This is a genomic window from Aeribacillus sp. FSL K6-1121, assembly GCF_038003725.1.
GTDB classification, from domain to species: Bacteria; Bacillota; Bacilli; order Bacillales; family Aeribacillaceae; genus Aeribacillus; species Aeribacillus composti.
Map to the genome: position 1 here is coordinate 1,195,861 of NZ_JBBOPS010000001.1, position 26,094 is coordinate 1,221,954.

Below are 26,094 nucleotides of genomic sequence, written 5' to 3' on the forward strand. Positions count from 1 at the left end.
ATGATTGTAAAGGGAGAGTATTTTTTCATGAATGAATTAGATTGGAAGCCAGACAAATCGACTCCAGTTCCCCTTTATATCCAGATCAAAGAATATATTAAAGAAAAGATTGAAACAGGAGAATGGACTTTAGGGACAAAAATCCCTCCTCAACGCACATTGGCCAAAGCATTCGGAGTGAACCGCAGTACGATCGTGGCGGCTATGGAAGAATTGATTGCTGATGGATTGCTGGAAGGAAAAAGAGGAGGCGGTACCAAGATTATTAACAATTCATGGTCTTTGATGACCTCTACCCCTCCCCCAGACTGGAATTCCTATGTGCAAGCGGGGAGTTATTATCCTAATTTGCCTACGATACAGGAAATCAATAAAGCAGAGTTTGATCCAAATATCATCCGTTTAGGAACAGGAGAGCTTTCTCCAGATTTATTTCCACGTGAGATGATGAAACAAGTATTTGAAAAGCTGACGGGGCACATTGATTCACTTGGCTACGAGGAACCGAAAGGGCTGCTTTTTCTCAGGGAACAGCTCAGTAGATATTTGAAAACCATTGGGATTGAAGCTTCCCCTTCTTCCATTTTGATTGTGTCAGGAGCTCTGCAGGCATTGCAATTGATATCAATAGGTCTATTGCGGCGAGGTGCTACGATCTTTCTGGAAAAACCATCGTACCTGTATTCCCTGCATGTATTTCAATCTGCCGATATGCGATTATTTGGACTTCCTTTAGATGAGCATGGAATTCAAGCAAATAAGATTTCGGAACAAAAAAAGCGGCAAAATGCTTCATTGCTTTATACAATTCCGTCCTTTCATAATCCAACAGGAATTTTGATGTCCGAAGAAAGACGGAGAAAATTGATTGATGTATGTGAAAAGGAGCGGCTGCCGATTATTGAAGATGACGTATACCGGGAACTCTGGCTCGATACACCGCCTCCCCCACCATTGAAAGCCATCGATAAAAATGGGCTTGTTTTATATCTTGGGAGCATGTCGAAAACATTGAGTCCCGGTCTGAGAATCGGCTGGATAGTCGGACCGAAGCCTGTTATTGAGCGATTGGCGGATATTAAAATGCAAACCGATTACGGATCCAGTTCCTTGTCTCAATGGGCAGTTGCGGAATGGCTAGCAAGCGGGCTCTATCATCAACATTTGGAAGAGGTCAGAAAAGAATTGAAGGTTCGAAGAGAGATCATGATTGATTTATTACAGAGGTATTTTTCCGATATTGCGACCTGGACTGTTCCTAGAGGTGGTTTTTATATATGGCTGCGCATATTGCCTTCAATCTCCATACGGGAACTTTTTGAAAAATCATTAGAGCATGGAATTCTATTAAATCCAGGAAATGTCTATGATAAGCATGCAGCCCAGTACCTTCGCCTTTCTTATTCCTACGCTTCTTTAGCTGACCTGGAGAAAGGAATGTTCCGTCTTTCGAAAGTCATCCGACAACTAATCACCTAACTCTTTAACGTGCGTTCCATAGCGGTAGTTGAATCCATCGCATACATCAACATCTCGTATAAAACAGCCAATATCGAAACTTGAATAGGTCCCACATTCAGGCGATTGTGAATCGACGCTTGTATCGGAAGCTTTCTCGATTTTATTCTTTCAAGCCCCACTTAAACTACACATAACCAAAATAAAATAATGTTAGAAATCGGGCGGTGTTTCAAAAATGTAATAATTGAAGCCTCAAATCGTACTATAAATCCCTTAAAACTTTTACCTAAATTAAATATCTATTTTTCTCCCTAAAATCTGCCCCATTGCAGCAAATCTATTAATCTTAATGTTGATATTGTCTTGCAACAGCCAATGCTATATGACTTTTTCGTTAATTGTCTAATTCTTCTCCTAAAAAACACGAAGAGCCCAAGAAAGTTCTCCAGGCTCTTTTTGTTATTGATATAGAGGGACTGAAGGAAATTATTCACCAGTCTCAGCAAAACGTTTAATTCTTTCACCAATCGCATCGCGAACACGCATGAACACAGCCCATTTTTCTTCTTCTGTCCCCTCTGCCTTCGCAGGATCATCGAATCCCCAATGTACGCGTTTCACGTGCGGAGGTGTTACCGGGCAATGGTCTGCGGCGTGACCACATAATGTTACGACCAAATCCGCTTTATTTAAAATTTCCGGATCAATGATATCCGATGTTTGGTTCGAAATATCAATTCCTACTTCTTTCATGACTTTTACCGCGTTTGGATTTAATCCGTGAGCTTCGATACCGGCGCTGTACACTTCCCACTCGTCGCCAAGATATTTTTTTGCCCATCCTTCTGCCATTTGGCTGCGGCAAGAGTTGCCAGTGCATAAGAAGTAAATCGTCTTTTTGTCTTTCATGTTCATTCCACCTTTGTTGTTAGTATGATACTGATTCGGTTTTAAAGTATTTTCGTTTAAACCATAATGCTACGTTGACCAATGCAATCATGACAGGCACTTCCACAAGTGGTCCAATGACAGCTGCAAATGCTGCACCAGAATGGATCCCAAACACGCCAACAGCTACAGCAATCGCTAACTCAAAGTTATTGCTGCCGGCTGTAAAGGCAAGTGTGGTGGTGACAGGGTAGCTCGCTCCAAATTTCTTCCCCAAGAAGAAGGAAACGAAAAACATCAATACAAAGTAAATGAACAATGGAATGGCGACTCTCACTACATCCAACGGCAAACTTACGATAGCATCTCCTTTTAAAGAGAACATGACGATAATCGTAAACAATAAAGAAATCAATGTAATCGGGCTGATTTTTGGAATGAATACTTTTTCATACCATTGTCTGCCCTTTGCTTTTACCAACAAAAAGCGCGTCACCATTCCGCCAAGAAACGGAATTCCTAAGTAAATGAACACCGACTTGGCGACTTCCGTCATTGTAATATGAACGACAGCACCTTCTAGTCCTAACCATTCTGGAATGATTGTTACAAACACATACGCATAAACAGAGTAAAATAGCACTTGGAATACAGAGTTAAACGCTACAAGCCCAGCTGCGTACTCTCTGTCTCCTTTCGCTAAATCATTCCAGACGATCACCATCGCAATACAACGTGCCAGACCGATTAGGATGAGTCCGACCATGTATTCCGGCTTATCCGGCAAAAATACAATCGCCAATACAAACATCAATATTGGTCCAATAATCCAATTTTGTACAAGGGACAAAACCAATACTTTTATGTCTTTAAAGACGCGTCCCATCTCCTCGTAGCGAACTTTTGCTAACGGAGGATACATCATGAAAATTAAACCAATGGCAATTGGAATCGATGTGGTTCCTGCCTGTAAACTGTTTATTGCGTCTACAAAGCCCGGAAAGACAGATCCAAAGCCAATTCCTGCTGCCATAGCTAGGAAAATCCAAAGCGTTAGATATCGATCCAAGAACGATAGGCGTTTTTTCCCCGTATTATTCATTTTCCCTCCCAATTAAATTAAAATTAATAGGTTAACAACCACAACGGAGTGTAGGGTTGGTTTCCTCAATCTTACGAATATTCTCTGTTTGATCTGGAATGTGCTGCAGAATTTCTTGAATGAAATCATATAACTCATTTTCTAGATTGATAGAATAATAAATCCATTGCCCCCTTCTATCTTCTTTTACTAATCCTGCATCTTTTAACTTGCGTAAATGCTGACTAATAGCCGGCTGACTCATATCAAATACTTCTAGAAGCTCACAGACGCAACACTCGCGTTTCTTTAAAATGGCCATAATCGTTAAACGTGTTTTATCACCGAGTAGCTTTAAAACGTGTGCTGCTTTTTCTATTTCCACCACTACTTTTTGCATTTGGAACACCCCCTATACATATATAGTTATATAAATATTTACTTATATATCAATCTACTTTATGGTTCATCGCACACTAAAAAATGTCTTTTCATATCCACGACATGAATACTGTTTAGTATTATCATTTCCTTAACTTCAATAAGCATATAACAATATACTTATATAAATCAACGGAAAATACGATTTTTAACATAATCTTTATAATTGACCCGAAAGTGTGAAAGAAATTTTTAAAGTCAGTGCAAATAACTTACACAATTGATTATGAGGAAAAAAATAAAACGTTAAAATTCCCTACTTTTTTAAGAAGCCAATACTATGTTTAAAACAAGAAGCTGTTGAACAATAACCCATGTCAACAGCTTCCTTCATCTATATAAAATTAAAAGAGGGGGAACAATTGTTTATCGCATTTTCTTATGCGAGACTGGATTTTACTAAAACTTTATAGAAGATCTCGATTCAAGCAATGCTTTGAAACGAATCATCATTTTGTTAAGACACTATGTTCAAAAATCCCGCAATAAATGACTCCGTTTAGCTTATCGTTTATCCAAAAAACTGGCTAAACGGCTGCCGCTAATTTGAATAATGGAAACTAAAATGATCATGATAACAACTGTAGCAAGCATAATATCCGGTTGATAACGATAATAGCCATTTCGAACGGCAAAATCTCCGAGGCCGCCTGCGCCAACAACACCCGCTATGGTAGAATAAGATATTAAAAGAATAATAATATTAGATAAGCTGACTACCATTCCTGCTCTCGCTTCAACAAACATTACTTTCCATATAATTTGAAATATATTAGCTCCCATTGAAATAGCTGCTTCGATGACCCCTTTATTTACTTCCACTAAAGATTGTTCTATTAGTCTGGCGAAATAAGGAATAATAGCGATCGAAAGCGGTACAGCGGCAGGAACCGTTCCAACGGATGTTCCTACCAACAGCCGAGTAAACGGAATGACAGCTACGATTAAAATTAATAATGGAAATGCGTTAATTAAATTCACTAATGAATTTAAAATATTGAAAATATGCGGCTGTTCTAATAATTGCCCTTTTCTTGTTAAAAACAGAATCGTTCCTAAAGGAATTCCAAATAGTATGCCAGCTGTTACTGAAATACCTACCATAATGGCTGTTTGCTTAGTGGCTTCTATTATATCAGGAATTTGTTGAATGATGTTTTCAAACATTTAGGATCATCCTTTTGTCCTTATTAAATATTAATTTAGCAATATCAGACTTAGGATTATATTGATTGTCTGATAACGAAAATTCCTCTAAAATACTTCCTTTTTCCATTACGGCTACTTTATTGCAAATTTTTCTCACTACATCCATTTCATGTGTAACAATAACCATCGTTATATTTAGCTCTTGATTAATTTTCTTTAAAAAGGATAGAATATTATCCGTTGTTTGTGGATCTAAAGCTGATGTAGGCTCATCACATAACAAAATTTTCGGGTTCGTTGCCAAAGCTCTTGCGATGGCAACTCTTTGTTTTTGTCCCCCGCTTAAATTAGAGGGGTATTGATTTGCTTTATCTTCTAATTGAACTATGGAAAGACATTCTTCTATTATACTTTTACGTTTAACGGATGGTATTCCGGCAATTTCTAATGGAAAAGATACATTGTCATAAACCGTTTTATTATGAATCAAGTTAAAATGTTGAAATATCATGGAAATCGATTGTCTCATATGCCGCAGCTCTTTCTTCTTTAAAGCCATTATATTTCTTCCTTCAATAAGAACCTCCCCTTCATCAGGCTTTTCAAGGAGATTGATTGTACGAAGCAGAGTTGACTTTCCTGCTCCGCTAAATCCGATAATCCCATAGATATCCCCTTTTTCCACTTTTAATGATACGGATTTAATTGCTTCCAATTTCTCATCTTTTTTAATTTGATAAGTTTTCTTTATATTTTTTAAATGTATCATTTGTGACAGCCCCCATTATTCAAATACTGGGATTATGTCCCCATGGAATGTTTCCTCAATGAATTTTTTAACCTCCGGTGTATGCAAAACCTTTTTTAATTTTTGGATTTTTTCGTCATTTTGGTTGTCTGGTCTAGTCGTGATAACGCCTATAAATTCAGAGCTAGAGTCTTCCGCTATTTTATCTTTTCTTGATGTCTCTTTGAAATTCCTCATGCTCGACATGTCTAGATATTCAATTGACTTAAAATTTAAGTTATCATATAGTTCGTAAACTGGTTGCTTGAGAGAAAAATAATTAACAATACCACTTTTGCTTCTCCGGTTGTTTCATCATCTGTATCGTTTGCAACATGATTTCCTTTCTTGCAAAGGGTAATAAACATTTCATGTAGTTAATAATCAAGCAGTCTTTGTAATGAATGTATTGATTGGTTTCTCTAGTATTTCCAAGAGCCAAAATAATTTTGCAAACATATTTCCGAACGAGTGGAACATTATTAAAATTGAATTGGAGTCTTTTGTTACGTTCTTCCGTATTCTTTACATAGATTGACTAATATGTCTCATAAATATCAACGCTTATTGTATACTATCATTATTCATTTATTGTAATCGTAGTTTTAGATGCACAATAAAAGAAGGAGTAGTTTCATGGGTGATATTAAATTATTTCGTATAAATGGAGAACATGTAAGTGAATTGGAAGGCACATCTCTGACAATTGAAAAATCGCTGCAAACCCTTATTGAGCGTAATCTTGAAACATTTTTAGGTGTACGGTTTTTAGCATCAGAATATTCTACTGGTAAGACACATGGCGGCAGAATCGATACATTAGGTATTGATGAAAATAACTCTCCAGTTATTATCGAATATAAACGAGCTGTCAATGAAAATGTCATTAACCAAGGATTATATTATCTGGACTGGCTGTTGGATCATAAAGCAGAATTCACTCTTATGGTAATGCGCAAATACGGTAATGACTTGGCTGACGCAATTGATTGGACGAATCCGCGCTTATTATGTATTGCGGGTGGATTCACAAAATATGACGAACATGCTGTTCAACAAATTAATCGGAACATTGAGTTGTACCAGTATAAGTTTTATAAAGATGGATTTCTTTTGCTCGATTTAGTAAATACAACAACTGCACAACCATTACTGGAAGTTGAAAACCATATTAACTCATCGAAGCCCGGATATAAGACAGTCTCCGAATATCTGGAACAATCCAGTACAGAATTAAAAGACCGGTTTGAAGCAATAAAAGCATATATTATGGCACTAGGCGATGATGTACAAATGGCTGTATTAAAATACTACATAGCCTTTAAGCGCATTAAAAATTTTGTCTGCTTAGAAGTGCATCCTCAGACAGAAAAAATCGTCTTATTTTTAAAAGTGAATCCAGATGAAATTGAACTCGAGCCAGGATTTAGCCGTGATGTACGAAATATCGGTCATATCGGAACAGGGGATTTAGAAGTCAGTATTTATAACGATGAAGATTTTGAAAAGGCAAAGCGACTTATTCATATGAGCTATGATAGAAGTTAGAAATCGCCGGTAATTATTATACTTGGCGATTTTTAATAATTAAATATTTTTAACCAATCCTCTGTAAAGAAGGCAGGATTTATTTTATCTCATTATTTCCATGATACAATTCCAATAAAAAGTGTTTATTAAGAAGAGACAGGAATTGTCAAAACATATAGGTGGAGCAGATTTTTGAAGGAATTTGCGGACGAAAGCATGATGATGCTCTACATATATTTGACAAAAAGGCAGTGTTAGAATATGAATAGCTGGAGGGAATCTTGTGAATCAAACTTTAAAGAAACAACCTGTTGCGTTTGTTACAGGAGCTTCAAGCGGCTTTGGATTGCTAACAAGTGTAGCGCTTGCCCGCGAAGGCTACCGCGTGCTGGCTTCAATGAGAGATTTGGATAAGAGAGGACGACTGGAAGCGGCAGCCAAAGAAGCAGGTGTAACAGACCGGATTGAGATTATCCAACTAGATGTAACCGATTTTTCAGCAGCGGAAACTGTAATTCAGAATGTGATTGAAGATTACGGCCAAATTGATCTGTTGGTAAACAACGCGGGGTATGCAGCGGGAGGGTTTACGGAGGAGCTTGCTGTTGAAGAATGGCAGAGGCAATTTGAAACGAATTTTTTCGGTTTGGTGGCAGTAACAAAAGCTGTTTTGCCGTCGATGAGGGCACGCAGAAGCGGCAAGGTTGTGAATATAAGCAGTATTAGCGGACGAATCGGATTCCCTTCTATGGGACCTTATGTGGCATCCAAGTTTGCGGTGGAAGGATTCAGCGAGTCTTTGCGTTTAGAGATGCTGCCGTACGGTGTTCATGTCGTTTTAATTGAACCGGGATCCTATAAAACGGAAATCTGGTCAAAAGGGCTGGATGCGGTATCGGTCAATCCGGATTCTCCTTATGTTAAAGAGATGGAGAAAATTTTGAAATATGTCAACCATGTTGCTGACACGGCACCCTCTCCGTATGAAGTGATCCAACAGATTGTACACGTGGCAAAGTCTCCTTATCCGAAATTGCGGTATCCGGTTGGCAAAGGTGTGAAATTAGGAATTGTCTTGAAAAATATATTGCCGTGGAAGTGGTGGGAGCGGATGGTGATGAAGCGGCTGTGGGACAGATAGAATCCGGATACTAGGATTTTCTTCCAAAAAATCTAGAAGTACGTTTTCCACTCTATTTTTGTTTTTAAGGTATTTAAATTATCTAGAAATTTACAATTGATATTTCTTGTTTAAAATGAAGTATTGCTTGCGGCAATGCTAACCTTTTTGGTTAACTATCTTGTGAGTGCCAATATCGTTTCAAATATTCCAGCATGGTTTTACTGGTCGCTTATCTTTCTAGGTCTTGTCATAAAAAATTTTGCTATAAAAAAAATATGTTCCTGGTCAGCTCATTGCTGCTGTTACTCATTTATTCGTTGTGGTTCCATCAATCTTTTCCATTGGAATTTTTGTGGTGCTTTTATCTGTAATTGTATTCATATTGCAATTATGAATATAAAAAAGCAAAACTACGGATTCGCAAGTTGAGTTGAACGGAATTTACACAATAATCATTTCAGATTTTATAATTCATAAAAAAAATTCGCCCTAATGACTAATGTCACCATATGACATTTAAATGAAACAAGGCGATTTTTCCATACTATCGCTACTAATGAAATATAATAGCTGATAGTTGTCTTAAAAATATTTGTCGCATTAAAAAAATGATGGTAATTCAACTTTAACGGAGATTTAGACGATGACGACTAATCCAATTCAAGGTCCTAACTGCCAATCTTTTGTCCATCTGTATTGTACAAATAAACATAATAAATGCTCTGAGGCAATTTCCAAGGATCAAAACTCTCGTAAGTTGAACTACCTTTCGTAATCAGCTTTTTTCTTTAAGAATCTACTAATGGCGGGCATGAAGGGCTCAAATATTCTTTCGTCATATCGCTTATTTCAAAATCTTAAATCCGAATTTTTCAAAAATTTGAAACGAATCTTCTGTCTGTAGGTACTGATAGAAATCGGCAGCCTCTTTTTTATGCTTTGTGTCCTTAATGATGCCAACTGGATAAATAATAGGATCATGCATATTTGCGTCTGCGATGTCGACAATTTTTATCTTATCAGATATTTGAGCATCAGTTTTGAATACAATTCCTGCGTCCACTGTATTTGCTTCTACATATGATAATACTTGGCGCACATCCTTTGTGTATACGACTTTCTCTTTTACTTTTGGCCAAAGATTTAGCTTGGTCAGAGTTTGCTGCCCGTATTGACCTGCTGGAGTAGTTTCAGGATTTCCTAATGCAAATTGCTTAATACCGCTGTCTGCCAAAGACTGAAATCCTTTTACTGTGTCTGCTTTATCTTTCGGAACGATTAAAACGATTTCATTTCCTAGCAAGTTTTTACTCTCTTCTTTGTTAATCAATCCTTTGTCTACGAGTGGACGAAACTTATTTTCAGCAGCCGAGAAAAATAGGTCTACCGGCGCTCCTTGTTCGATTTGCTGTTGCAATGCACCAGAACTTCCAAAGTTAAATGTAATTTTTATATTTTCATGTTCTTTTTCATACTTTTTCTGAATTTCCGTTAAGGCATCTTGTAAGCTTGCGGCTGCTGAGATGGTTAATTGTACTGTCTGTTTATCCTCTGTCTTCTTTGATTCCTGTTTTTCTCCCTCGTTTGTACAACCAAAAATAAAAAAGATTGAAGCACACAAAAACATGATCATGATCATGCGAATAGAATGCTTCATGCTTTCTCTCCCCCTTCTACTTTTAATCTAATATAAAACTTATTATAATTTCTTATAACTATTTTGTATAGTATATAATTAATTTATATAAAATATAATTATATAGAATAGTAAAGTGTCTCCGTTCATGGATAGAAAAAACACATTTGTTCAGTGCAATGAAAAAAAACCATAAGGTGCTTTTTTAATCGGCCTTGCCAATAACGCCTTTTCAATAAATGCTTTTATCAGCTTTTACTTTATCTACGTTTTCGATTCTTTTTTCAAACCATCCAATCTTAGATGTTTCTATTGCATCAAACATCGGAACGTAAGGCTTTATATCGAGTAGAGGTGTTTCGTTCAATACATCGACATCTAGGACATGGATATGGTTCCCCTCAATACTTTTCAATCGAACGACTGAAAAGCCGATTGGGTTCGGTCTTTTCGGGAATCTTGTTGCAAAAATACCATGGGGTTGATCATCTAAGAAAGGAACTACCTGCAATGAATATTCATGAATCTTATGAAAATAATAAATAAGAATAAGATGTGAAAAGCCGTCCAGATCTTTCATCCCTTCTACATACAATGGGTTAAGCTCTATTGTTCCTTCTACATTTTTCGCCGCCGCCGATTGAATCGGCATTCCTTCCAAGGTGTTAAAAGGGGTTAGAATTTTTCCTATCGCTTTAAAATGAATGTTCATCTTTACAACATCCTATGTTCTTTTATTTATAATTAATTATATTTAATTATAAATAAATATAATAGAAAAAGATATACTTATGTTTCTCTTTTTGGTTTTTCATTTCCAGTGCTCACGAATCAAGAAAACCAGATATTCCAGTGCCAAAAAGTGATAAAACAAAGCCAGAGGTTTTTAAGAGAACCCCTGGCTTTTAGCTGGATCCATTTCAGCTTTCATAAACGACTTGTCCGGTTTGTGACAAATCATAGCCTCCTAGTGCTTTTAAATCGTTTTGAAAGTGAACCGATCTTAAAATTTGCAGGACTTGACTAATTAACTCTCTATTCTCATCGTTCTTTAAAATAACCAAATCGTACTTTTCATTAACTAACGGAATGAAATCGACATCTTTAACTAGGTTAGCCCCTCTTTCAATTCCTACCCCGACATCTGCATCCCCTTTAGCGACAGCACTTGCGACACTTACGTGATTGGTTACCTCATTGTCATAGCCGTTAATTTCAGAAACAGGTATGCGATACTTTCTCAAACATTCATCTAGTAAAACACGAGCACCCGCACCTTTTTCCCGGTTCACAATTTTTATATTTTTTCTTCTTAAATCTTCCCAATGCTTAATATTCAACGGGTTTCCCTTTTTGACGTAAAAGCCTGCCTTCCTTGTTAGTAAATGAATCACGATATACTGAAAATTCACTAGTATCTTATTGATATACGGAACATTATATTCACCTGAAATTCCTTCGATTAAGTGTGTACTGACAATGTCTGAATATCCTTGATACATTGAAATTAGGCTTTCTAAGCTTCCAACATAAGAACGAAGTGGCCGAAACCTTTTCGAGGATTTTTCTAAGTAGTTCGCCAAAATATCTAAGCTCATATCCTGGCCGCTTATAATTAATTGTCTAGGCTGCAAATACCCTTGAGTTTCAATCGATGTTTCTTTTTTTGATGACTGTACGGAGCTTGGCTGCAATTCTTTTTTTGACTTTTTTATATACTCTTCTAGATCGGAAGGATCAATTCGCATTTGTCGTCCGACACGATAAGCAGGTAATAACCCTTTTTTCACTAAATCATATACGGTTAATTTTGAAACCTTTAATATGTTTGCCACTTCCTCGGTTGTATAAGAAAGATTTTTTTCCATACCTACTTGCTCCTTCATAAAAAAATTCGTTATAAGTAATTAAATGTAATTTGATATATTGTATTGATAACTTCTGTATCAATGATTTATATTTAAATATAAATAAAATTAATTATTTTCTTAACAAGAAGATGGCTATGTAGTTTATATCTAATCTTGATTATATCATGTTTTGTTTCGCTCTTTTTCAATGGAAATGACTCAACTTCTTGTTTTACCATTTCCTTTACTCCAAAGTTCAAAATAATTATAACCATTTATAACGAAAAATGATGAAACTTTATGAAAAGGTGAACGACAAATATGAATTACTCGCCACTTATACTCTCTTTAAAAACGGCAACAATCGCCACGTTTATTGTATTTGTTACTGGGGTTGTGTTGGCACGATTGATTAGTCGTAACTCCTTTCGAGGGAAAAGTATTATAGAAGCGATTATTTTGCTGCCACTCGTGCTTCCGCCTACAGTTGTAGGCTTTGGTTTATTATATATATTTGGTAAAAACGGTTTTATTGGTCGATTACTGCTTGATTGGTTTGATTTCCAAATTGTTTTCACCTGGTATGCTGTTGTGATCGCAGCAGTCGTTGTGTCTTTTCCTTTAATGTATCAAAGTGCATCTGCAGCGTTTCGGCAGTATGACCCAAATATTGAAAATGCTGCATATACAATGGGGGCATCTAAATGGAGAGTGTTTTGGACGATATCTTTTCCACTGGCATGGCCAGGACTGTTAGCTGGCTTAGTTTTATCCTTTGCACGAGCGTTAGGAGAATTTGGTGCCACTCTTATGCTCGCCGGCTACATTCCGAATGTCACCGACACTATTCCTCTAGCCATTTATTTTGCTGTGGAGTCAGGTAATTTGGAAGCGGCAAAATTTTGGGTAATCATTATCGTTGCCCTCGGCTTTAGCGCTATTTTATGGCTTAATTGGTGGAGCAAACGGAATATGATGAGACATGTACAAAAATAGTAAGTTCAAATTGTCGCTTACTTAAAGGAGTTTTTTCTTATGCTTATCGTTGAAATCCAAAAAAGACTATCCCATTTTGAATTAGATGTAAAATTTTCAGTGGCCAATGAGATTGTTGTCCTTTTTGGCCCCTCTGGCTCCGGAAAAACGACAATCTTAAATTGTATTGCTGGGATAAGCAAACCTGCTGCTGGCATCATCCGATTAAACGACACCATTTTATTTGAAAATAAGAAAGTATTTGTTCCTATTCAAAAAAGAAACATCGGCTATGTATTTCAAGATTATGCGCTTTTTCCCCATATGACTGTTTGGAAAAACATTGCTTATGGCATGCAAAATGAAAGCTTTGTCAAAAATTTAATGAAAGAGCTGCGAATTGAACACCTTAGAGATAAATATCCGTCTGAAATTTCAGGCGGCGAAAAACAACGGGTCGCCATTGCACGAGCCATTGCAATCGAGCCGGATGCCTTGCTTTTAGATGAACCTTTTTCTGCATTAGATAATCAAACACGTGTAAAAGGTCATGAAGAGCTATTACGTATCCATAAGCTTTGGCGCATTCCCATTATATTAGTCACCCATCATCTTGAGGAAGCAAAAAAATTGGGGAATCGAATTTTATATTTACACGAAGGAAAAATTCGTGACAGTGAAATGAACGCGAATCTTATTCAGAGTTAATTGACAGACTTACTCTTTAAGCTAACATCAATTATAGCAAATTATGAGGAAAAAGGGGGTTTATAGCATTCCCCTTTTTCAGATTTTGTGTTTACTTCCTTAAAAACAGTAAATTAAATTTATTTTTATATTGTTCATTTAGCACATAGTTCTAAGTTTTGAAAATCTACAATAGTTATTTGAATCAACTTTTTTGTACAAATAGAACATTCCATCCTCCCTCTTTTCACAAACCAATCCTTGCCGCTAAATAAGCAGCGAAGGATTGGTTTGTTTTTCTCTCTGATAGATTCGTATTGTGATAATGTATCATATGCATTTTTTTATTTCTGAAGCAAGATTAATTTTTGTTTTACAATTTCTTTGATTCTCTGATTGGCTGGTATAAAAAGTTTTCTTAATGATGTTAAAGGGCGATCAGCTGCTTTAGGGAAGGTCTTATTTATTTCCTCTATATAAGCTTTATTTAGTTCAGATCCAATATTAACTTTTTTCACTCCTTCAGAAACACATCTTTTTATATCTTCATCAGATACTCCTGTTCCTCCATGTAGAACTAAACCCACATGGCCTATGTTGGAAGAAATTTCTTTCAATAAATCAAAATTGATTTTTGCTTTCGATTTATATAATCCATGTGTTGTCCCTATTGCAACGGCAAGGGCATCAACATTTGTCTCCTTAACAAACATATATGCATCCTCAGGATTTGTATACATTACATCTTTTTCATCGACAACTAATCCATCTTCAGTTCCGCCTATCGTTCCTACTTCTCCTTCAACAGATACATTCCGTTTATGGGCATATTCCACAACTTTTTTAGTATTTTCAATATTTTCATTAAGAGGCAAGCTAGAACCGTCATACATAACAGAAGTATATCCGCTATCGATTGCCTTTTGAATTGCATGAATATCTTGGCAATGATCTAAATGAAGACAAACATCAATATTGTATCTTTCAGAAAGCGTTTTAATAATAGATACCATCAAGTCGAAGCCAACATACTCTGCAGTGCCTAACGATGTTTGAATAATAATAGGAATGTTTAACTCGTTTGCTGCTTCCATCATGGACGGTAACATCTCTATACAATGCACATTAAAAGCACCAATTGCCCCTTTGTTATTAGTCATTTCAAACAACGATACTAAATTTTTCATTTTTATATCACCTTATGCCTTTCCTCTAATAATATCTTTGGATAATTTGAGCAATTCATCTATTTTTTTTAAATATAATTGAACATCTGAATCTCTTTTTTGATCAATTGCTTCTTTTCTCTTTATGTTATATAGTTTTAATAATTCATTATTCGCTTGTCCTATAGTTTTATTCTCAGAAATACTTAATTCATAGTAATTTATAGCTTGATCGATTTCCCCTGCTTCAAAATATAGCTTCCCTAATTGGTTTAAAATCTCTATTTTGTTATTTTCATTAGCGTTTTCTAATAATTTTTCTGCTTTTTCAATCTCAATCATTAAATCCTCTTTATTTGGTGCTTTTGGAAGCTCGTTCGTAATCTTTTTTTCCTTTTTTCTTTTTTTAAAAAATACCACTGCTGTTCACCTCGACAGAATCAGAATAATTGAAGTATTGGATTAAATATCCAATGGTAAAGGAGTGCAGCCATCACAGTATCGACATCAGTGGCAGTTGTATTTACGAATCCTATAGAATTTAAAATGGGAACAAGTAAAGCGGGAAGTAATGTAATAAAAATTCCATGGGCTATAGTGGATATAATAGTCCCCCTTCTTCCGCCTACTGCATTTGCAAATACTCCTGCTGATCCACCGGCAAAAAAGTTTGTAAGCATCCCTGGTAAAATCATTGGCAATCCACATAATGGTAGTGCAAACATTGCAATAACTGAACCAATTGTTGTACCGATAAATCCTAATGTCACAGCATTTGGAGCATATGGAAATAATACAGGGCAATCTAATGCAGGTTTAGAATCTGGAACTATTTTAAGGGCAATACCTCTAAATGCCGGAACAATTTCTGCTAATAACAATCGCACTCCTGATAAAAGGACGTATACACCGACAACGAATTGGAAGCCTTGAATAAACGCAAATACTAAATAATTTAAATTATCCGAAAATTTAGATGAGAATTCTTCTCCTGCAAACGCTGCAGTTATGATATAAAGCGGAATCATGACTAATCCTACACCAACATAACTATCTGATAAAAATTCTAACCCTTTTGGAAATTTAAAATCCTCTGTAGATTTACTTTTGTCGCCAACGAGCTTTGAAACTCCTGCAGTAAAAATATAGCCAATTGTACAAAAGTGACCAAGGGCAATATCATCGGAACCTGTTATTTTCCTCACAATTGGCTGAGCAATGGCAGGCATAGCAACAGCAAAAATACCACCGACTAATCCACCTATTAAAATAAGAGGAAACCCTCTCAATCCAGCATTTACTCCAAATACTGTGGTCATTGTAGCCATCCATAATATTGCTTGACCAGTTAGGAAGATATATTTCCATCTAGTAAATCTAGCAATGAGTATATTAAAAATGAATATAAACAAAAATGTAAGAGCTATTTCACTCCCAAGGTTTAAATCATTCATAGCTTGCCCGTTTATAGCTTCTATCGACGGGACGATACCTTGCAGTCCAAATGCTTTTGAAAAAATTTGTCCAAAATAGGTTAAAGATGATACAATTATTCCAGAACCTGCTGAAAGCACCAAAAATCCCAACATCGTTTTAAACGTACCAGAAGTAATTTCACTAAAAGATTTTTTTTGCAGAAGTAATCCAATTAGAGCAATCAAGCCAATTGTCACAGCTGCCTGAGTTAATATATTTTCGATAAAAAAGTTAATAACAGACATTTTCATTTCCTCCTATAGCTTCTATTGGAGAATTCCTAATATATGTTTCATAAATTCTTTTAGTTTGATGAGGTATTGTGTTTACACAATCCTCATTTTTTAGTTTATAATTCTCCCTTTTCCTGCAAAATCGGCACTAATTTTTCTCTAATTTCATTTTTGTCTACTAGTTTATTTAAAAAGATAAAGCTGGAATTAATGTTGTATCTCTTAAACTGTGGCTCAAAATTTTTGCCTGCAATGATAATATCAGCTCCATACCCAGCTGCTGATGAAAGATCCGAATGATCTAATGATGCTTTAACATTAAGATCTTTTAACACTGACTCAACACTCATTTGGCAAGCAAAGCTGCTACCTAGACCAGCTCCACATACAACTAAAATTTTCAACATTTATTTCACCCCCTTTCTATTTTTAATGTTTTATTAACATATTATTTTTTATTGCTATATTTACTAATTGCGGATCAAGTTTTTGATTTGTTGAATGAACATCATTAAAGTCTATTAATTGAACCGTGCCATTTTTAACGCCAACCATTTTTCCAGAAATCCCTTTATTAATGCACTCTCTAGCCAATGCACCCATCTGTACAGCTATCATGGCATCTCTAAAAGATGTATTACCTGCTCTAATAAAAAATCCCATGATTGTTTTTCTAACTCTAATATTCAAGTGTTTTTCAATGTATTCTGAAATTTCAAAAGAAACTCCTTGATCCCCACTTTTATATAGTCTGCCATCATATGCAGACTCAGAACATACAATTATGATAGATTTTTTTTCTTTCAGTTTTTCTACAATAATATCTACTGCTTTATTTTTATCTGTAGGGAATTCGGGGATTATTGCCAAATCACAGCCACCTGCAATTGCACTAGCCAAAGCTAAATTTCCGCATTTTCCTCCTAATACTTCCACCATAAAAATTCTGCCAGGCATATTGTGTGCAGTATCATGCAAGTCATGTATAGTTCCTATAATCCTATTTAAAGCAGTGTCAAATCCGATCGAATATTCACTGCCATCAACATCATTATCTACCGTCATGGGGATAAAAATGGTTTTTGTTCCTTCCGAATTCATTAATTTTGCCGCTTTTTGCGAACCGTTCCCGCCAAAAATTAGTAAATAATCAAAACCAAATGATTTTAATTGTTCATGTATTTTTTTCCTTCCTTCCTTTTCATACGGTAATTTGCTTCTTGAAGTCCTTATAATCTGTTTTCCATCGAGTGAATAATTTTGACAATTTTCCAATGTTAAAGGAATTGGCTGATTTTTTAATATTCCGTCAAACCCCTCATGGAATCCGTAAAGTTCTATTTTTTTATCTTTTGCTATCATTTCAATAGCAGCATTAACACCTGATCCGTCTCCCCCGCTAGTAATTATGGCTACTTTTGTCATCTTCCTTCTCCCTCGCTGTTTTATTTAACATTTTTACTCAGAAGTTGATTTAATTCATCAATTGAACAAACTTTGGAGATTTCATCTATTAAATCAGAATTTACAATATTCACTATCATTTTTATTAATTCTAGGTGTGTATCGCTATCTGTCGCTGAAAAACTGATCAAAACATTTACTGGAGTATTACTATTGGGAAAATACACAGGATTTTTTAAGGTAATAAGACTATATCCAATTTTAATCGCTCCATTTTCAGGTCTTGTATGGGGAATGGCTAATCCCGGATATATGACGATATACGGTCCATATTCCTTTATATTTTGAATAACTGACTCAACATAGTTTTTATTTACATGACCATTTTTTTCTAATAAAAAGATGCTTTTTCTAATAGCATCTTCCCAATTGGAAGCTTCTACATGAATTTCCACATTGTCATCGTTAAATTCTATTTCATCCATAGTTATTGCCACCCTTATCTACTACTCATATTTTCTAGGTTGTGAATCATATCCTCATAAGTAAATTCATAAATTAGTTTACTTGCGCCAAACTCGTCAATTAAAAATTTATAAAGTAAACGAAAAACATACTCATAACTTTCAGCTTGGTTTTTAGGGATACTTAAAACGAAAACAACCTGTACTTTTTCCTTATCCCATATTATTGAAGACTTTAAAATACATACCGCAATTGCTACTTTGTTCATGTTATTTTCTAGGGCATGTGGTATTGCTACTAAATCACCTAATTCGGTTGAAGCCATTTTTTCTCTTTCAAATATTGATTGCTTTGTTTGATAATCAATATATCCATGCTTTTCCATTAAATTAGTAATATAATCAAGTACTTCATATTTGGTTTTGAATTCCACACCTTTAATAAATAGTTCTTTGATAAATATTTTTTTCAAATCAAAATGAATATTCAATTTGTCACCATTTAAAATATTTTTAATTTCAACCAAATCTTTATGATTTAAAATAGGATTGATTAGCATGATTTTCTTTGATTTTAAATTGTTAATCGGAACAGTAGTTAGAATCAAATCCGCTTGATTAATCATTTCCACATTAAGTTTTAAAAGGCTGGTAGTTTCTATAATATTAATTTGATTTCCGAAAAATCCCTTTAGCTTCTCTCGGAGTAAAGAGGCAGTAGCCAGACCTGATCCACAAACAATGAGTATTTTTTTAATATTATTTTTTTCATTAATTCCTTTCCTTTCTAAAGCCGCTCCAAAATGAATAGCAATATAGCCGATTTCATCTTCATTTATCGAAAAATTTGTTATTTCTTTTATTTTTTTACTCGCAATAACTGCAATTTCAAATGCTAACGGGTAGTTATATTTAATTTGATTTAAAAGATCATTTCGAATATTCATTTTGTATTTTAGTCTATTTAGAGCTGCACTAAGGTGGACGGTCAGATGATTCCTTAATTCTAAATCTTTTGTAAAATCAATTGAGGTTTCTATTTTTATTTGTTCCATGACTTTCATGATAATGTTATGGATTTTATTTAATTCAAAGGAATTCATCTGATGATAAATCAGTTTTCCACTGCTTACTAGATGCTGAGTCAAATAGTAGATTTCCGAATCGATATTTTTTCCCAATCTATTTTTTATTTCATTTATGATTTCAGCAGCAATCGTAAACTCAGGGGTATTTTTTAATTCCTTTTTGGCTTGGTTGCTATAAGAAAGATGCATGTTAGCTAAAGATCTTTGTATACTTATTTGGATGTGAATAATCAAATTGTTTATGGCCATATCAGTTAAAATAAAATTGTGATTTAATAAAATTTTTGTTATTATATCTTTAATTTGCATCATTTCATCAATTGAGAATAATTGGTGTGATGCATAATTGTCTCCTCTAAAAATATACTCAGACACACAATATCTAAATTTGTCCTCATCTCCTTCGATCCTAATTCCATTAAAACGGTCAATTTTAACCTTTAAATCAAATTTTTTTAATTCATTATTTACTGCAGGTAAATTATTTTTTAAAGTAGTTAAACTAATAAACAATTCATCCGCTAATTCTTGTAGATACAATTTTTTGTTAACAAGCATATTAATTAATATTTTTTTTATTATTAATAGTAAGAACTCTGATTTTTCCGCTGGGAATGTAAAGCAATGATTGTTATAAATAATGTGGTTGTCTATTTCTGAGAATTTAGTATTATTACGAATTTCTAATTTATATCCCATGCCTCTTTTTGAAACAATCTCTGCCCCGTAATTTCTCAATACTCGATTTAATGCTTTTACATCATTTCTTATAGTCCTTGGGGATACCCCCATTAAAATCGCAATACTTTTTCCTGTTTGATATGTCTTCCCCCTCCTTAAAAGAAAAAGTATGGACCTTTCCCTTTCTGTTAGCGTTTTCATCTCGATGATCCCCTCTCTTTTATTAGAATAAGTCGTAAAAACATTAATATTAAGTCAGAAATTTGCCATTGCAAAGGAATTTCCTCTTTAGTCAATTTCTGTTTAGTTAATTATCAAAGATATATAACTAAAGCATCGTTTGGCATTCCCAAAAATTTTTTAAAAAAACTTGCCAACTTTTTCGTTGAGCCAACCGACAGGGTTGTTTCTTTCAGACAAAGGAAATTAAACTTTTATTGAATAGGAAAGTTTGTTTATCATAATATATTTCACTCCTTGGGTCGTCCTCTAAAACAATAATTGATATTCTTGTACAAGAGTTAATAGTTGTTTTCTTCTTTCCTGACTTAAAAAAAATTCCGGAATAGTATGTATTAATCTAAGTTTGCATGTTTCATAAATTCTCATTCCATCTTCATCCATTGGTACAGATACAATGTTCTCACCGCAGGATCGGAATACATTTGAGTGCAGTTGGATAAATAGGTACCTCTTGAAATTTCCCTGAAGGCAATCGTTCCCCCTCAATAAAAAAACAGACCAAATAAAAGTAAGCGTAAAGTAATCCCCACCTGTATTCAGATGGGGATTTCATGTATGCTTTATTTAGATTTTTTAGGAACACAGCATTCCTGCGGAAGCGTCGGTGACCATGGCAGGAATTCAGCTAATTTTGTTTTATCTGTCGTATCTATATTGGGAAGCTCTTGAAACAGATAGCTAAGGTAGTTGAATGGATCCAACTCGTTTTCCTTGGCTGTCTCCACAACACTATAGATGATCGCACTAGACCTTGCTCCTTTTGATGTATTACTGAAGAGCCAGTTTTTGCGACCGATCACAAAAGGTTTAATTGACCGTTCCCCGCGATTATTATCGATCTCCAAACGGCCGTCCTCTAAAAATGCCTCCAACCGCTCCCATTGGTTACGACAATACTTGATCGCTTTGCCAAGTGCGCTTTTTGGCAGTACGCGCGGCATTTGCTCTTTAAGCCATGACAAAAAAGCCTCAAGCACGGGTTTGCTGTGCTCCAGCCGTGCTTGATAGCGCTCCTCTGGACTTGCATCTTTAAGCTTGCGCTCAATTTCAAAAAGTTTATTGCAATAGGCCAGACCTTCCTTTGCTTTGACGGTGGAAGTGCTCGCCGATTCAGGCAGTGCCTGCAGGGCTTCTGTGAATTTGCGGCGGGCATGGGCCCAGCACCCGACCAATTTCACATCGGGGAGGACGTTATAACCCGCATACCCGTCCACATGCAAATATCCCCGGAAGCCGTCCAAAAAACGGCGTGGGTGCTTGCCTGCACGGGTTTGCTGGTAATCGTATAAGACGATTGGTGTATCCCCGCGACCGGTACGATAAAGCCATATGTAGGAAGTCGATGTCGCTGGCCGGTCCGGTTCAGACAGGACCTGCAAGGTTGTCTCATCCGCATGCAGACGATCCTTCTGTAGGAGGTGCTCATGCATCTCATCGTAAATGAGGCTAAGCCAAGTTTGAGCCCCATAAATTGTCCAATTGGCCAGCGTTTGCCGAGGTATGGACACGCCAAAGCGTTCCAGTTGTTTCTCCTGGCGATACAGGGGCATACCTTCTATGTATTTTTGTGTCATGGTATAAGCCATTGACGACGGAGACGCTAGGCTTCCAGGGAAAACAGGTTCCGGCATCTTCGCTGTCACAATAGGTGTGTTCAGTTCATGACGCTCACAGTGACGGCAGCTATATACATGACGCACATGTTCGACTACTTTCACTTGGGCAGGAATGACTTTCAATTCCTTGCGTACTTCTGTGCTCATTTCATGCATGGCACCGCCACAGCACGAACAGACCTGTTCCTCATCAGACAAACGGTATTCGATCGTCTCTGTAGGCAGGTTTTCAAGCATGCGTTTGCGTTGGCCGTGTTGTTTCTTGCGTCTATATGTCATCGTCTCAACGGTAGGCTCTTCCATAGCTGGATCAGCCGTGGACTCGGCTTCGTTGAAAAGGGAGAGCTGGTCCGGATGGGTCTTCTCGCTGGAAGCTCCGAATCGGCGTTGCTGGCTGAGGCGGAATTGTTCCTCATACCATTTTAATTTCGCTTCCAACTCTTCCTTTTCCATTTGGAGCTTTTCGTTGAGCGCTTTGTAATATTCAATTGTGCCTTTTGAAGTCTGCGCTGATTTTTCCATATGTCCAGTATACGGAAAAGAATCCAACTTGCCTAGTATCGAATTCTTTTTTTATTTATTTGTTTTATAGAAGGATGCGTGCCTTCACTTCCTGATGCGCTTGTTTTTGTTCGATTGGCAAGCCGTCCAGCAGCCAGCGCAGCTGGCGTGAACTGATAGACATGGGCGCTGTATCATTCTCCGACGGCCAGTGGAACGTCCCTTTTTCCAGACGGCGATAATGAAGCCAGAAGCCGTTATGTTCCCATTGAAGAATCTTTAACTTGTCCCGTTTCCGGTTACAAAACACGAATAAGCACGGAGAGAAGGGATCGAGTTCAAAGCATTCCTGTACAATAGCGGCCAGTCCGTCAATCGATTTGCGAAGATCCGTACTGCCACGCGCCAGATAGACACGTTCAAACGGGGAATTCATCAACATTGGTGTTGCAGCACCCGAATCACATCGGTTAATAGATCCAGATTGGCACCGGGCCGTACTTCAACGGAGATCGCATCAACGTGTAAAAAGATCGGACCTTGACCTGAAGAGGGCAAGGATTCTTCTACCTGAACAGCCAGCCACTGCGTCTGGACAGGCGTTTCAGTGCAACTGCCACCGCGGGAGAACTGCCTCACCCAATAGTACATTTGGTGAGTTTTGATTCCTTGATCCCGGCACCACTCCGCTATACTCTGTCCACTCTCTTTCCAGGCATCATATCGTGCTTTCCATTCTATTCTTTTTTCTTTTAGGGTCATGGCAAAACCTCCCGAATCATTCTAAGAAGATTATCACACGGATGACCTATGATCGGAATGTGGGTTTTATTTGACGCTTACAAATAAAATTTGTTGAACCTTTGGGATACTGGCATTTTGATTCAATTTAATCTTCACAAATTTCCTCTATTCGTATATAGATACAAATTGATTTTCCTGCAAATGAAAAACGTTTTGGCCATTAAACTTCTAGCCTATGTGGATTTTCAATTTGAATTCATATCGTCAATTTGATTACGGATATAGTGTTATATAGTCATATTGACTGTTATACATATAATTCGTTTAGTATAAGTTTAGTTTATTATGAACCAGGGAAGGAATGACTCGTGCCAGAAACTATTTTAAATGTAAGAGATAAAACAAAATATCGTGATAATTTTATTGAAGGAGTAAAGGCCTGTTTACCTACCATATTTGGTTATTTAAGTATTGGCTTTGCTGCTGAAAGTTGTAGAAAAAGCGGCAGGTCTTAGTGTGTTGGAAATCGCTTTATTGTCTCTCTTTCTTTATGCAGGTTCTGGACAATTTGTTACAGCGGGGATGATTACAGATGGCAGTACTGTTCCATCTATTATTTTTGCAATTTTTTTAGTTAATCTTCGGCATCTTTTATTTAGTGTCTCTCTAGCCCCTTATTGTAGGCGTATGATCCTGTGGAAAAATTTTTTAATAGGTTGTCAAATAACAGACGAAACTTTTGGAGTAGCTTCTAATTATCTTGCAAACAAAAAAGAAGCTAGTTTTTCTTGGCTACTAGGGTTAAATATAACAGCTTATATCAATTGGCTTATAGCAAATATTTTGTGAGCCATCATGGGAGGATGGGTAACTAATACGGAGTCTATCGGAATGGACTTTGCGTTACCAGCTATGTTTGCTGGATGATTAGTATTTCAAATTATTGGTAAAGATGAGAGGCTATTAGAAATAGGCATAGCAATGTTTACAGTTGTTTGTTTACTTGTTGTTAATTTTTTAATACTAGGGATGTGGGGAGTCATGATTGCGACTATTATAGGATCAACCGTTGGGATGGTGATGAACAAATGGAAATAAGGTAGGAGATTTTTTTAATCATACTTGGAACAGGTATTGTTACATTAATCCCAAGAATAGTGCCTTCGTTATTCTTAAGCAGAATCAAACTTCCTGAGTGGTTTTTAAGTTGGCTTAGTTTTGTCCCCGTTACTGTTATGGCGTCGTTATTGACACAGAGCCTTTTATTTGATGATGGTCAACTTTCTCCGATGGCAAATAAGTTTGAATTATTGGCTATTATACCCACTTTTTTAGTTGCTCTATTATTTAGAAGTCTACTAGGAGCTGTTTTAGTGGGAATGATATCTGTCAGTTTATTTAAGATGGATTTTTTAAATGAAATTTTAAGGGGAAGATTTATAAAAAGACTGAAAGATTAGTCTTCCCCTGGTTAAAGTAAGCAGATATAAAAATAGTATGTAACTAGTGGTGTTATGACAAGAAAATGGATACGTTTAACAGAGAGTAATAGCCTAATCAGTTGCTTTTTCCAGGTTAGCTAAATAAACTGCCTCATATTCACATTGGGTACATCATTCACACTGAAAAAATAGTTCATATAATTCCCACTACAATAATCACCAGCTGAAAAATATAGTTCAAATTTTTCGGAAAAATTACCAATCTATTTTCAGTTATGTCCCCTTTCCTTATTTCATGCTTACGTTTTTCTGCCGCCAAAGTAAAATCCATAGAAATAATCCCAAGCTCTTAATTCCCTAAAGAACTGAGATGGTTTGACTGTAAAAAACCCTGCACGTGCAAAAGCAATAAGAAAAGCAAACTTGACAAATTGAAAAATGAATGATTCTCAATCCATCTTATCATCCCCCCTCTTTTTCTAATTGTTGAGAAATAAGAGGTAGTGGCTTTAGTTGTATTCACTTCTTCTTATAAGTCAACATAACATTTTTATTTAAAACTTTAAAAATAAGTTAATGTATTGTTGATTATTTGTTCTAGCCCTCTCCTTCCAAGTATGTATATTCGGAGATGAAGAGTATCTTTTTCTTTCCATTTGTTCGAAGTCCTCAAATGATTTTCCGTTTTTTAATCCTTTCTGCCCTTTAATTTTGCATTTTACCTTCTTGTATAATTTCTTTCTTTATTTTGTTTTATTGTTCATTTAGCACATAGTTCTATTTTTTTTTTTTTTTTCTGGAAACGTCTCTCGCTTGTAACATTGTGCCTCTGCAAAACGGCATAATACTTGGTCGTGAAATTTATAAAATTTTCCCTTATGATGCTTTTTGATAAAATCTATTAATTTTTAATGCAAAAGGATCAATGACGGACAGTTGAACAAAGAATTCTGGGGACAAATTACAGCGCTCGTCTCATTCATTTGTCGCCGGCAGTGGTTGCATTGGGCGCAGCTTATGGTGCATTAGAATTAAGCTCAGACGTTTCTGGAAAAGACTGGCTTTCAGGTTGAGAGCTTGGCACAGGGGAAAAATTATTCTGCAGCGCCCTCGACCCATTGGATATCGTCACTGGCGTTAGTTCGTTTTCTAAATTCAGCAGCGCGGCCCGGTTACGCCCTCTTCGAGAAGCAATGGATCCAAAGCTATTTAAGCTGGATTGAATCAAAAATCACAACATGCCTGCGACATGGTTGTCCGTATAGAAGAAAGGCGTATCTTCCCTCATCAAATGCGACAAGACAAAGCAAGTGATCAACAATTTAACGGAGGTATGAAAGCGAAATGCCTATGGATATAAGAATTTTACCCGTTTTCGTTCAAAAATACTATTATTCCACAAGTTTAAAAGAATTGAGGGACATATAG

At 36.1% G+C, this 26,094-nt stretch carries 25 protein-coding genes and 1 pseudogene; 7 read left to right on the plus strand and 19 right to left on the minus strand.

The genetic code is table 11. The annotated features are described in order from the left end of the window. Window positions 1-27: 27 nt before the first annotated feature. Window positions 28-1,479 (plus strand): MocR-like pyridoxine biosynthesis transcription factor PdxR, encoded by a 1,452-nt coding sequence (gene pdxR / locus NSQ61_RS06005; RefSeq protein WP_340806314.1) that lies wholly within the window; start codon window positions 28-30, stop codon window positions 1,477-1,479. 468 nt (window positions 1,480-1,947) lie between these two features. Here pdxR and arsC read toward each other — a convergent pair whose 3' ends face one another. The 6 genes from arsC to NSQ61_RS06035 form a co-directional block, all read right to left on the minus strand. After that, window positions 1,948-2,370, minus strand: coding sequence for an arsenate reductase (thioredoxin) (gene arsC, locus NSQ61_RS06010; RefSeq protein ID WP_144598539.1), 423 nt, complete (start codon window positions 2,368-2,370; stop codon window positions 1,948-1,950). Between the two features lie 19 nt (window positions 2,371-2,389). Continuing rightward, window positions 2,390-3,451, minus strand: a complete 1,062-nt coding sequence (gene arsB, locus NSQ61_RS06015; protein WP_144598538.1) for an ACR3 family arsenite efflux transporter — start codon at window positions 3,449-3,451, stop codon at window positions 2,390-2,392. A gap of 31 nt (window positions 3,452-3,482) precedes the next feature. Continuing rightward, window positions 3,483-3,830 (minus strand): ArsR/SmtB family transcription factor, encoded by a 348-nt coding sequence (locus NSQ61_RS06020; protein ID WP_340806316.1) that lies wholly within the window; start codon window positions 3,828-3,830, stop codon window positions 3,483-3,485. Between the two features lie 545 nt (window positions 3,831-4,375). Beyond that, window positions 4,376-5,038, minus strand: a complete 663-nt coding sequence (locus NSQ61_RS06025; protein WP_327848320.1) for a methionine ABC transporter permease — start codon at window positions 5,036-5,038, stop codon at window positions 4,376-4,378. Further along, window positions 5,031-5,789, minus strand: coding sequence for a methionine ABC transporter ATP-binding protein (locus tag NSQ61_RS06030; RefSeq protein ID WP_063388322.1), 759 nt, complete (start codon window positions 5,787-5,789; stop codon window positions 5,031-5,033). The genes NSQ61_RS06025 and NSQ61_RS06030 overlap by 8 nt, the downstream gene beginning before the upstream one ends. A gap of 15 nt (window positions 5,790-5,804) precedes the next feature. Further along, the gene (locus NSQ61_RS06035; protein ID WP_063388323.1) at window positions 5,805-6,014 is read right to left on the minus strand and encodes a MetQ/NlpA family ABC transporter substrate-binding protein; all 210 of its coding nucleotides are present in this window, start codon (window positions 6,012-6,014) and stop codon (window positions 5,805-5,807) included. A 429-nt stretch (window positions 6,015-6,443) separates the two neighbouring features. On the opposite strand from NSQ61_RS06035, the gene NSQ61_RS06040 reads away from it, so the two are divergent. Beyond that, window positions 6,444-7,355, plus strand: a complete 912-nt coding sequence (locus tag NSQ61_RS06040) for a DUF5655 domain-containing protein (protein ID WP_066250723.1) — start codon at window positions 6,444-6,446, stop codon at window positions 7,353-7,355. Window positions 7,356-7,620: 265 nt separating this feature from the next. Then, a complete protein-coding gene (locus NSQ61_RS06045; RefSeq protein ID WP_066250720.1) occupies window positions 7,621-8,478 on the plus strand; it encodes an oxidoreductase in 858 nt (285 codons plus the stop codon). 826 nt (window positions 8,479-9,304) lie between these two features. Here the strand turns inward: NSQ61_RS06045 and modA are convergent. The 3 genes from modA to NSQ61_RS06060 all read right to left on the minus strand — a co-directional run bounded on the left by modA (window position 9,305) and on the right by NSQ61_RS06060 (window position 11,964). Continuing rightward, window positions 9,305-10,117 carry a molybdate ABC transporter substrate-binding protein gene (modA, locus tag NSQ61_RS06050; RefSeq protein WP_445659446.1) on the minus strand — a complete coding sequence of 271 codons (813 nt, stop codon included), beginning with the start codon at window positions 10,115-10,117 and terminating at the stop codon, window positions 9,305-9,307. A 211-nt stretch (window positions 10,118-10,328) separates the two neighbouring features. Next, complete coding sequence (gene tsaA / locus NSQ61_RS06055; RefSeq protein WP_311067307.1) at window positions 10,329-10,808, minus strand: tRNA (N6-threonylcarbamoyladenosine(37)-N6)-methyltransferase TrmO; 480 nt, start codon at window positions 10,806-10,808, stop codon at window positions 10,329-10,331. A 208-nt stretch (window positions 10,809-11,016) separates the two neighbouring features. Continuing rightward, on the minus strand, window positions 11,017-11,964 hold the full coding sequence (locus tag NSQ61_RS06060) for a helix-turn-helix transcriptional regulator (RefSeq protein WP_130157276.1): 948 nt from the start codon (window positions 11,962-11,964) through the stop codon (window positions 11,017-11,019). Between the two features lie 303 nt (window positions 11,965-12,267). Between NSQ61_RS06060 and modB the strand changes: the two genes are divergently transcribed. After that, the gene (modB, locus tag NSQ61_RS06065) at window positions 12,268-12,942 is read left to right on the plus strand and encodes a molybdate ABC transporter permease subunit (RefSeq protein ID WP_063389471.1); all 675 of its coding nucleotides are present in this window, start codon (window positions 12,268-12,270) and stop codon (window positions 12,940-12,942) included. A gap of 39 nt (window positions 12,943-12,981) precedes the next feature. Beyond that, complete coding sequence (locus NSQ61_RS06070) at window positions 12,982-13,629, plus strand: ATP-binding cassette domain-containing protein (protein ID WP_340733711.1); 648 nt, start codon at window positions 12,982-12,984, stop codon at window positions 13,627-13,629. A 323-nt stretch (window positions 13,630-13,952) separates the two neighbouring features. Here NSQ61_RS06070 and NSQ61_RS06075 read toward each other — a convergent pair whose 3' ends face one another. The 10 genes from NSQ61_RS06075 to tnpA form a co-directional block, all read right to left on the minus strand. Then, a complete protein-coding gene (locus NSQ61_RS06075; protein ID WP_130157280.1) occupies window positions 13,953-14,795 on the minus strand; it encodes a class II fructose-bisphosphate aldolase in 843 nt (280 codons plus the stop codon). Between the two features lie 12 nt (window positions 14,796-14,807). Beyond that, a complete protein-coding gene (locus NSQ61_RS06080) occupies window positions 14,808-15,194 on the minus strand; it encodes a tetratricopeptide repeat protein (protein ID WP_130157282.1) in 387 nt (128 codons plus the stop codon). A gap of 20 nt (window positions 15,195-15,214) precedes the next feature. Further along, the gene (locus NSQ61_RS06085; protein WP_339199908.1) at window positions 15,215-16,495 is read right to left on the minus strand and encodes a PTS sugar transporter subunit IIC; all 1,281 of its coding nucleotides are present in this window, start codon (window positions 16,493-16,495) and stop codon (window positions 15,215-15,217) included. A gap of 104 nt (window positions 16,496-16,599) precedes the next feature. Continuing rightward, window positions 16,600-16,890 carry a PTS sugar transporter subunit IIB gene (locus tag NSQ61_RS06090; RefSeq protein ID WP_130157284.1) on the minus strand — a complete coding sequence of 97 codons (291 nt, stop codon included), beginning with the start codon at window positions 16,888-16,890 and terminating at the stop codon, window positions 16,600-16,602. 22 nt (window positions 16,891-16,912) lie between these two features. After that, complete coding sequence (locus tag NSQ61_RS06095) at window positions 16,913-17,908, minus strand: 6-phosphofructokinase (RefSeq protein WP_130157286.1); 996 nt, start codon at window positions 17,906-17,908, stop codon at window positions 16,913-16,915. Window positions 17,909-17,928: 20 nt separating this feature from the next. Next, a complete protein-coding gene (locus tag NSQ61_RS06100; protein ID WP_130157288.1) occupies window positions 17,929-18,372 on the minus strand; it encodes a PTS sugar transporter subunit IIA in 444 nt (147 codons plus the stop codon). A gap of 14 nt (window positions 18,373-18,386) precedes the next feature. Continuing rightward, on the minus strand, window positions 18,387-20,321 hold the full coding sequence (locus NSQ61_RS06105) for a BglG family transcription antiterminator (RefSeq protein ID WP_340806338.1): 1,935 nt from the start codon (window positions 20,319-20,321) through the stop codon (window positions 18,387-18,389). Window positions 20,322-20,923: 602 nt separating this feature from the next. Further along, window positions 20,924-22,501 (minus strand): IS66 family transposase, encoded by a 1,578-nt coding sequence (tnpC, locus tag NSQ61_RS06110; RefSeq protein ID WP_445659444.1) that lies wholly within the window; start codon window positions 22,499-22,501, stop codon window positions 20,924-20,926. A gap of 64 nt (window positions 22,502-22,565) precedes the next feature. Beyond that, window positions 22,566-22,922, minus strand: a complete 357-nt coding sequence (tnpB, locus tag NSQ61_RS06115) for an IS66 family insertion sequence element accessory protein TnpB (protein ID WP_048622526.1) — start codon at window positions 22,920-22,922, stop codon at window positions 22,566-22,568. Then, window positions 22,916-23,242, minus strand: a complete 327-nt coding sequence (tnpA, locus tag NSQ61_RS06120; protein ID WP_327848417.1) for an IS66 family insertion sequence element accessory protein TnpA — start codon at window positions 23,240-23,242, stop codon at window positions 22,916-22,918. The genes tnpB and tnpA overlap by 7 nt, the downstream gene beginning before the upstream one ends. Before the next feature lie 350 nt (window positions 23,243-23,592). Between tnpA and NSQ61_RS06125 the strand changes: the two are divergent. Together NSQ61_RS06125 and NSQ61_RS06130 are read left to right on the plus strand one after the other, a co-directional pair. Continuing rightward, a pseudogene (locus tag NSQ61_RS06125) lies at window positions 23,593-24,322 on the plus strand (AzlC family ABC transporter permease). Window positions 24,323-24,342: 20 nt separating this feature from the next. Continuing rightward, window positions 24,343-24,684, plus strand: a complete 342-nt coding sequence (locus tag NSQ61_RS06130) for an AzlD domain-containing protein (RefSeq protein WP_340808066.1) — start codon at window positions 24,343-24,345, stop codon at window positions 24,682-24,684. Window positions 24,685-26,094 lie beyond the last annotated feature (1,410 nt).

Excerpts from the sequence above, each read along its gene's own strand:
- pdxR (WP_340806314.1), top strand. The coding sequence starts at position 28 with ATGAATGAATTAGATTGGAAGCCAGACAAATCGACTCCAGTTCCCCTT.
- arsC (WP_144598539.1), bottom strand. The coding sequence starts at position 2,370 with ATGAAAGACAAAAAGACGATTTACTTCTTATGCACTGGCAACTCTTGC.
- arsB (WP_144598538.1), bottom strand. The coding sequence starts at position 3,451 with ATGAATAATACGGGGAAAAAACGCCTATCGTTCTTGGATCGATATCTA.
- NSQ61_RS06020 (WP_340806316.1), bottom strand. The coding sequence starts at position 3,830 with ATGCAAAAAGTAGTGGTGGAAATAGAAAAAGCAGCACACGTTTTAAAG.
- NSQ61_RS06025 (WP_327848320.1), bottom strand. The coding sequence starts at position 5,038 with ATGTTTGAAAACATCATTCAACAAATTCCTGATATAATAGAAGCCACT.
- NSQ61_RS06030 (WP_063388322.1), bottom strand. The coding sequence starts at position 5,789 with ATGATACATTTAAAAAATATAAAGAAAACTTATCAAATTAAAAAAGAT.
- NSQ61_RS06035 (WP_063388323.1), bottom strand. The coding sequence starts at position 6,014 with ATGTCGAGCATGAGGAATTTCAAAGAGACATCAAGAAAAGATAAAATA.
- NSQ61_RS06040 (WP_066250723.1), top strand. The coding sequence starts at position 6,444 with ATGGGTGATATTAAATTATTTCGTATAAATGGAGAACATGTAAGTGAA.
- modA (WP_445659446.1), bottom strand. The coding sequence starts at position 10,117 with ATGAAGCATTCTATTCGCATGATCATGATCATGTTTTTGTGTGCTTCA.
- tsaA (WP_311067307.1), bottom strand. The coding sequence starts at position 10,808 with ATGAACATTCATTTTAAAGCGATAGGAAAAATTCTAACCCCTTTTAAC.
- NSQ61_RS06060 (WP_130157276.1), bottom strand. The coding sequence starts at position 11,964 with ATGGAAAAAAATCTTTCTTATACAACCGAGGAAGTGGCAAACATATTA.
- modB (WP_063389471.1), top strand. The coding sequence starts at position 12,268 with ATGAATTACTCGCCACTTATACTCTCTTTAAAAACGGCAACAATCGCC.
- NSQ61_RS06070 (WP_340733711.1), top strand. The coding sequence starts at position 12,982 with ATGCTTATCGTTGAAATCCAAAAAAGACTATCCCATTTTGAATTAGAT.
- NSQ61_RS06075 (WP_130157280.1), bottom strand. The coding sequence starts at position 14,795 with ATGAAAAATTTAGTATCGTTGTTTGAAATGACTAATAACAAAGGGGCA.
- NSQ61_RS06085 (WP_339199908.1), bottom strand. The coding sequence starts at position 16,495 with ATGTCTGTTATTAACTTTTTTATCGAAAATATATTAACTCAGGCAGCT.
- NSQ61_RS06090 (WP_130157284.1), bottom strand. The coding sequence starts at position 16,890 with ATGTTGAAAATTTTAGTTGTATGTGGAGCTGGTCTAGGTAGCAGCTTT.
- NSQ61_RS06095 (WP_130157286.1), bottom strand. The coding sequence starts at position 17,908 with ATGACAAAAGTAGCCATAATTACTAGCGGGGGAGACGGATCAGGTGTT.
- NSQ61_RS06100 (WP_130157288.1), bottom strand. The coding sequence starts at position 18,372 with ATGGATGAAATAGAATTTAACGATGACAATGTGGAAATTCATGTAGAA.
- NSQ61_RS06105 (WP_340806338.1), bottom strand. The coding sequence starts at position 20,321 with ATGAAAACGCTAACAGAAAGGGAAAGGTCCATACTTTTTCTTTTAAGG.
- tnpC (WP_445659444.1), bottom strand. The coding sequence starts at position 22,501 with ATGGAAAAATCAGCGCAGACTTCAAAAGGCACAATTGAATATTACAAA.
- tnpB (WP_048622526.1), bottom strand. The coding sequence starts at position 22,922 with ATGTTGATGAATTCCCCGTTTGAACGTGTCTATCTGGCGCGTGGCAGT.
- tnpA (WP_327848417.1), bottom strand. The coding sequence starts at position 23,242 with ATGACCCTAAAAGAAAAAAGAATAGAATGGAAAGCACGATATGATGCC.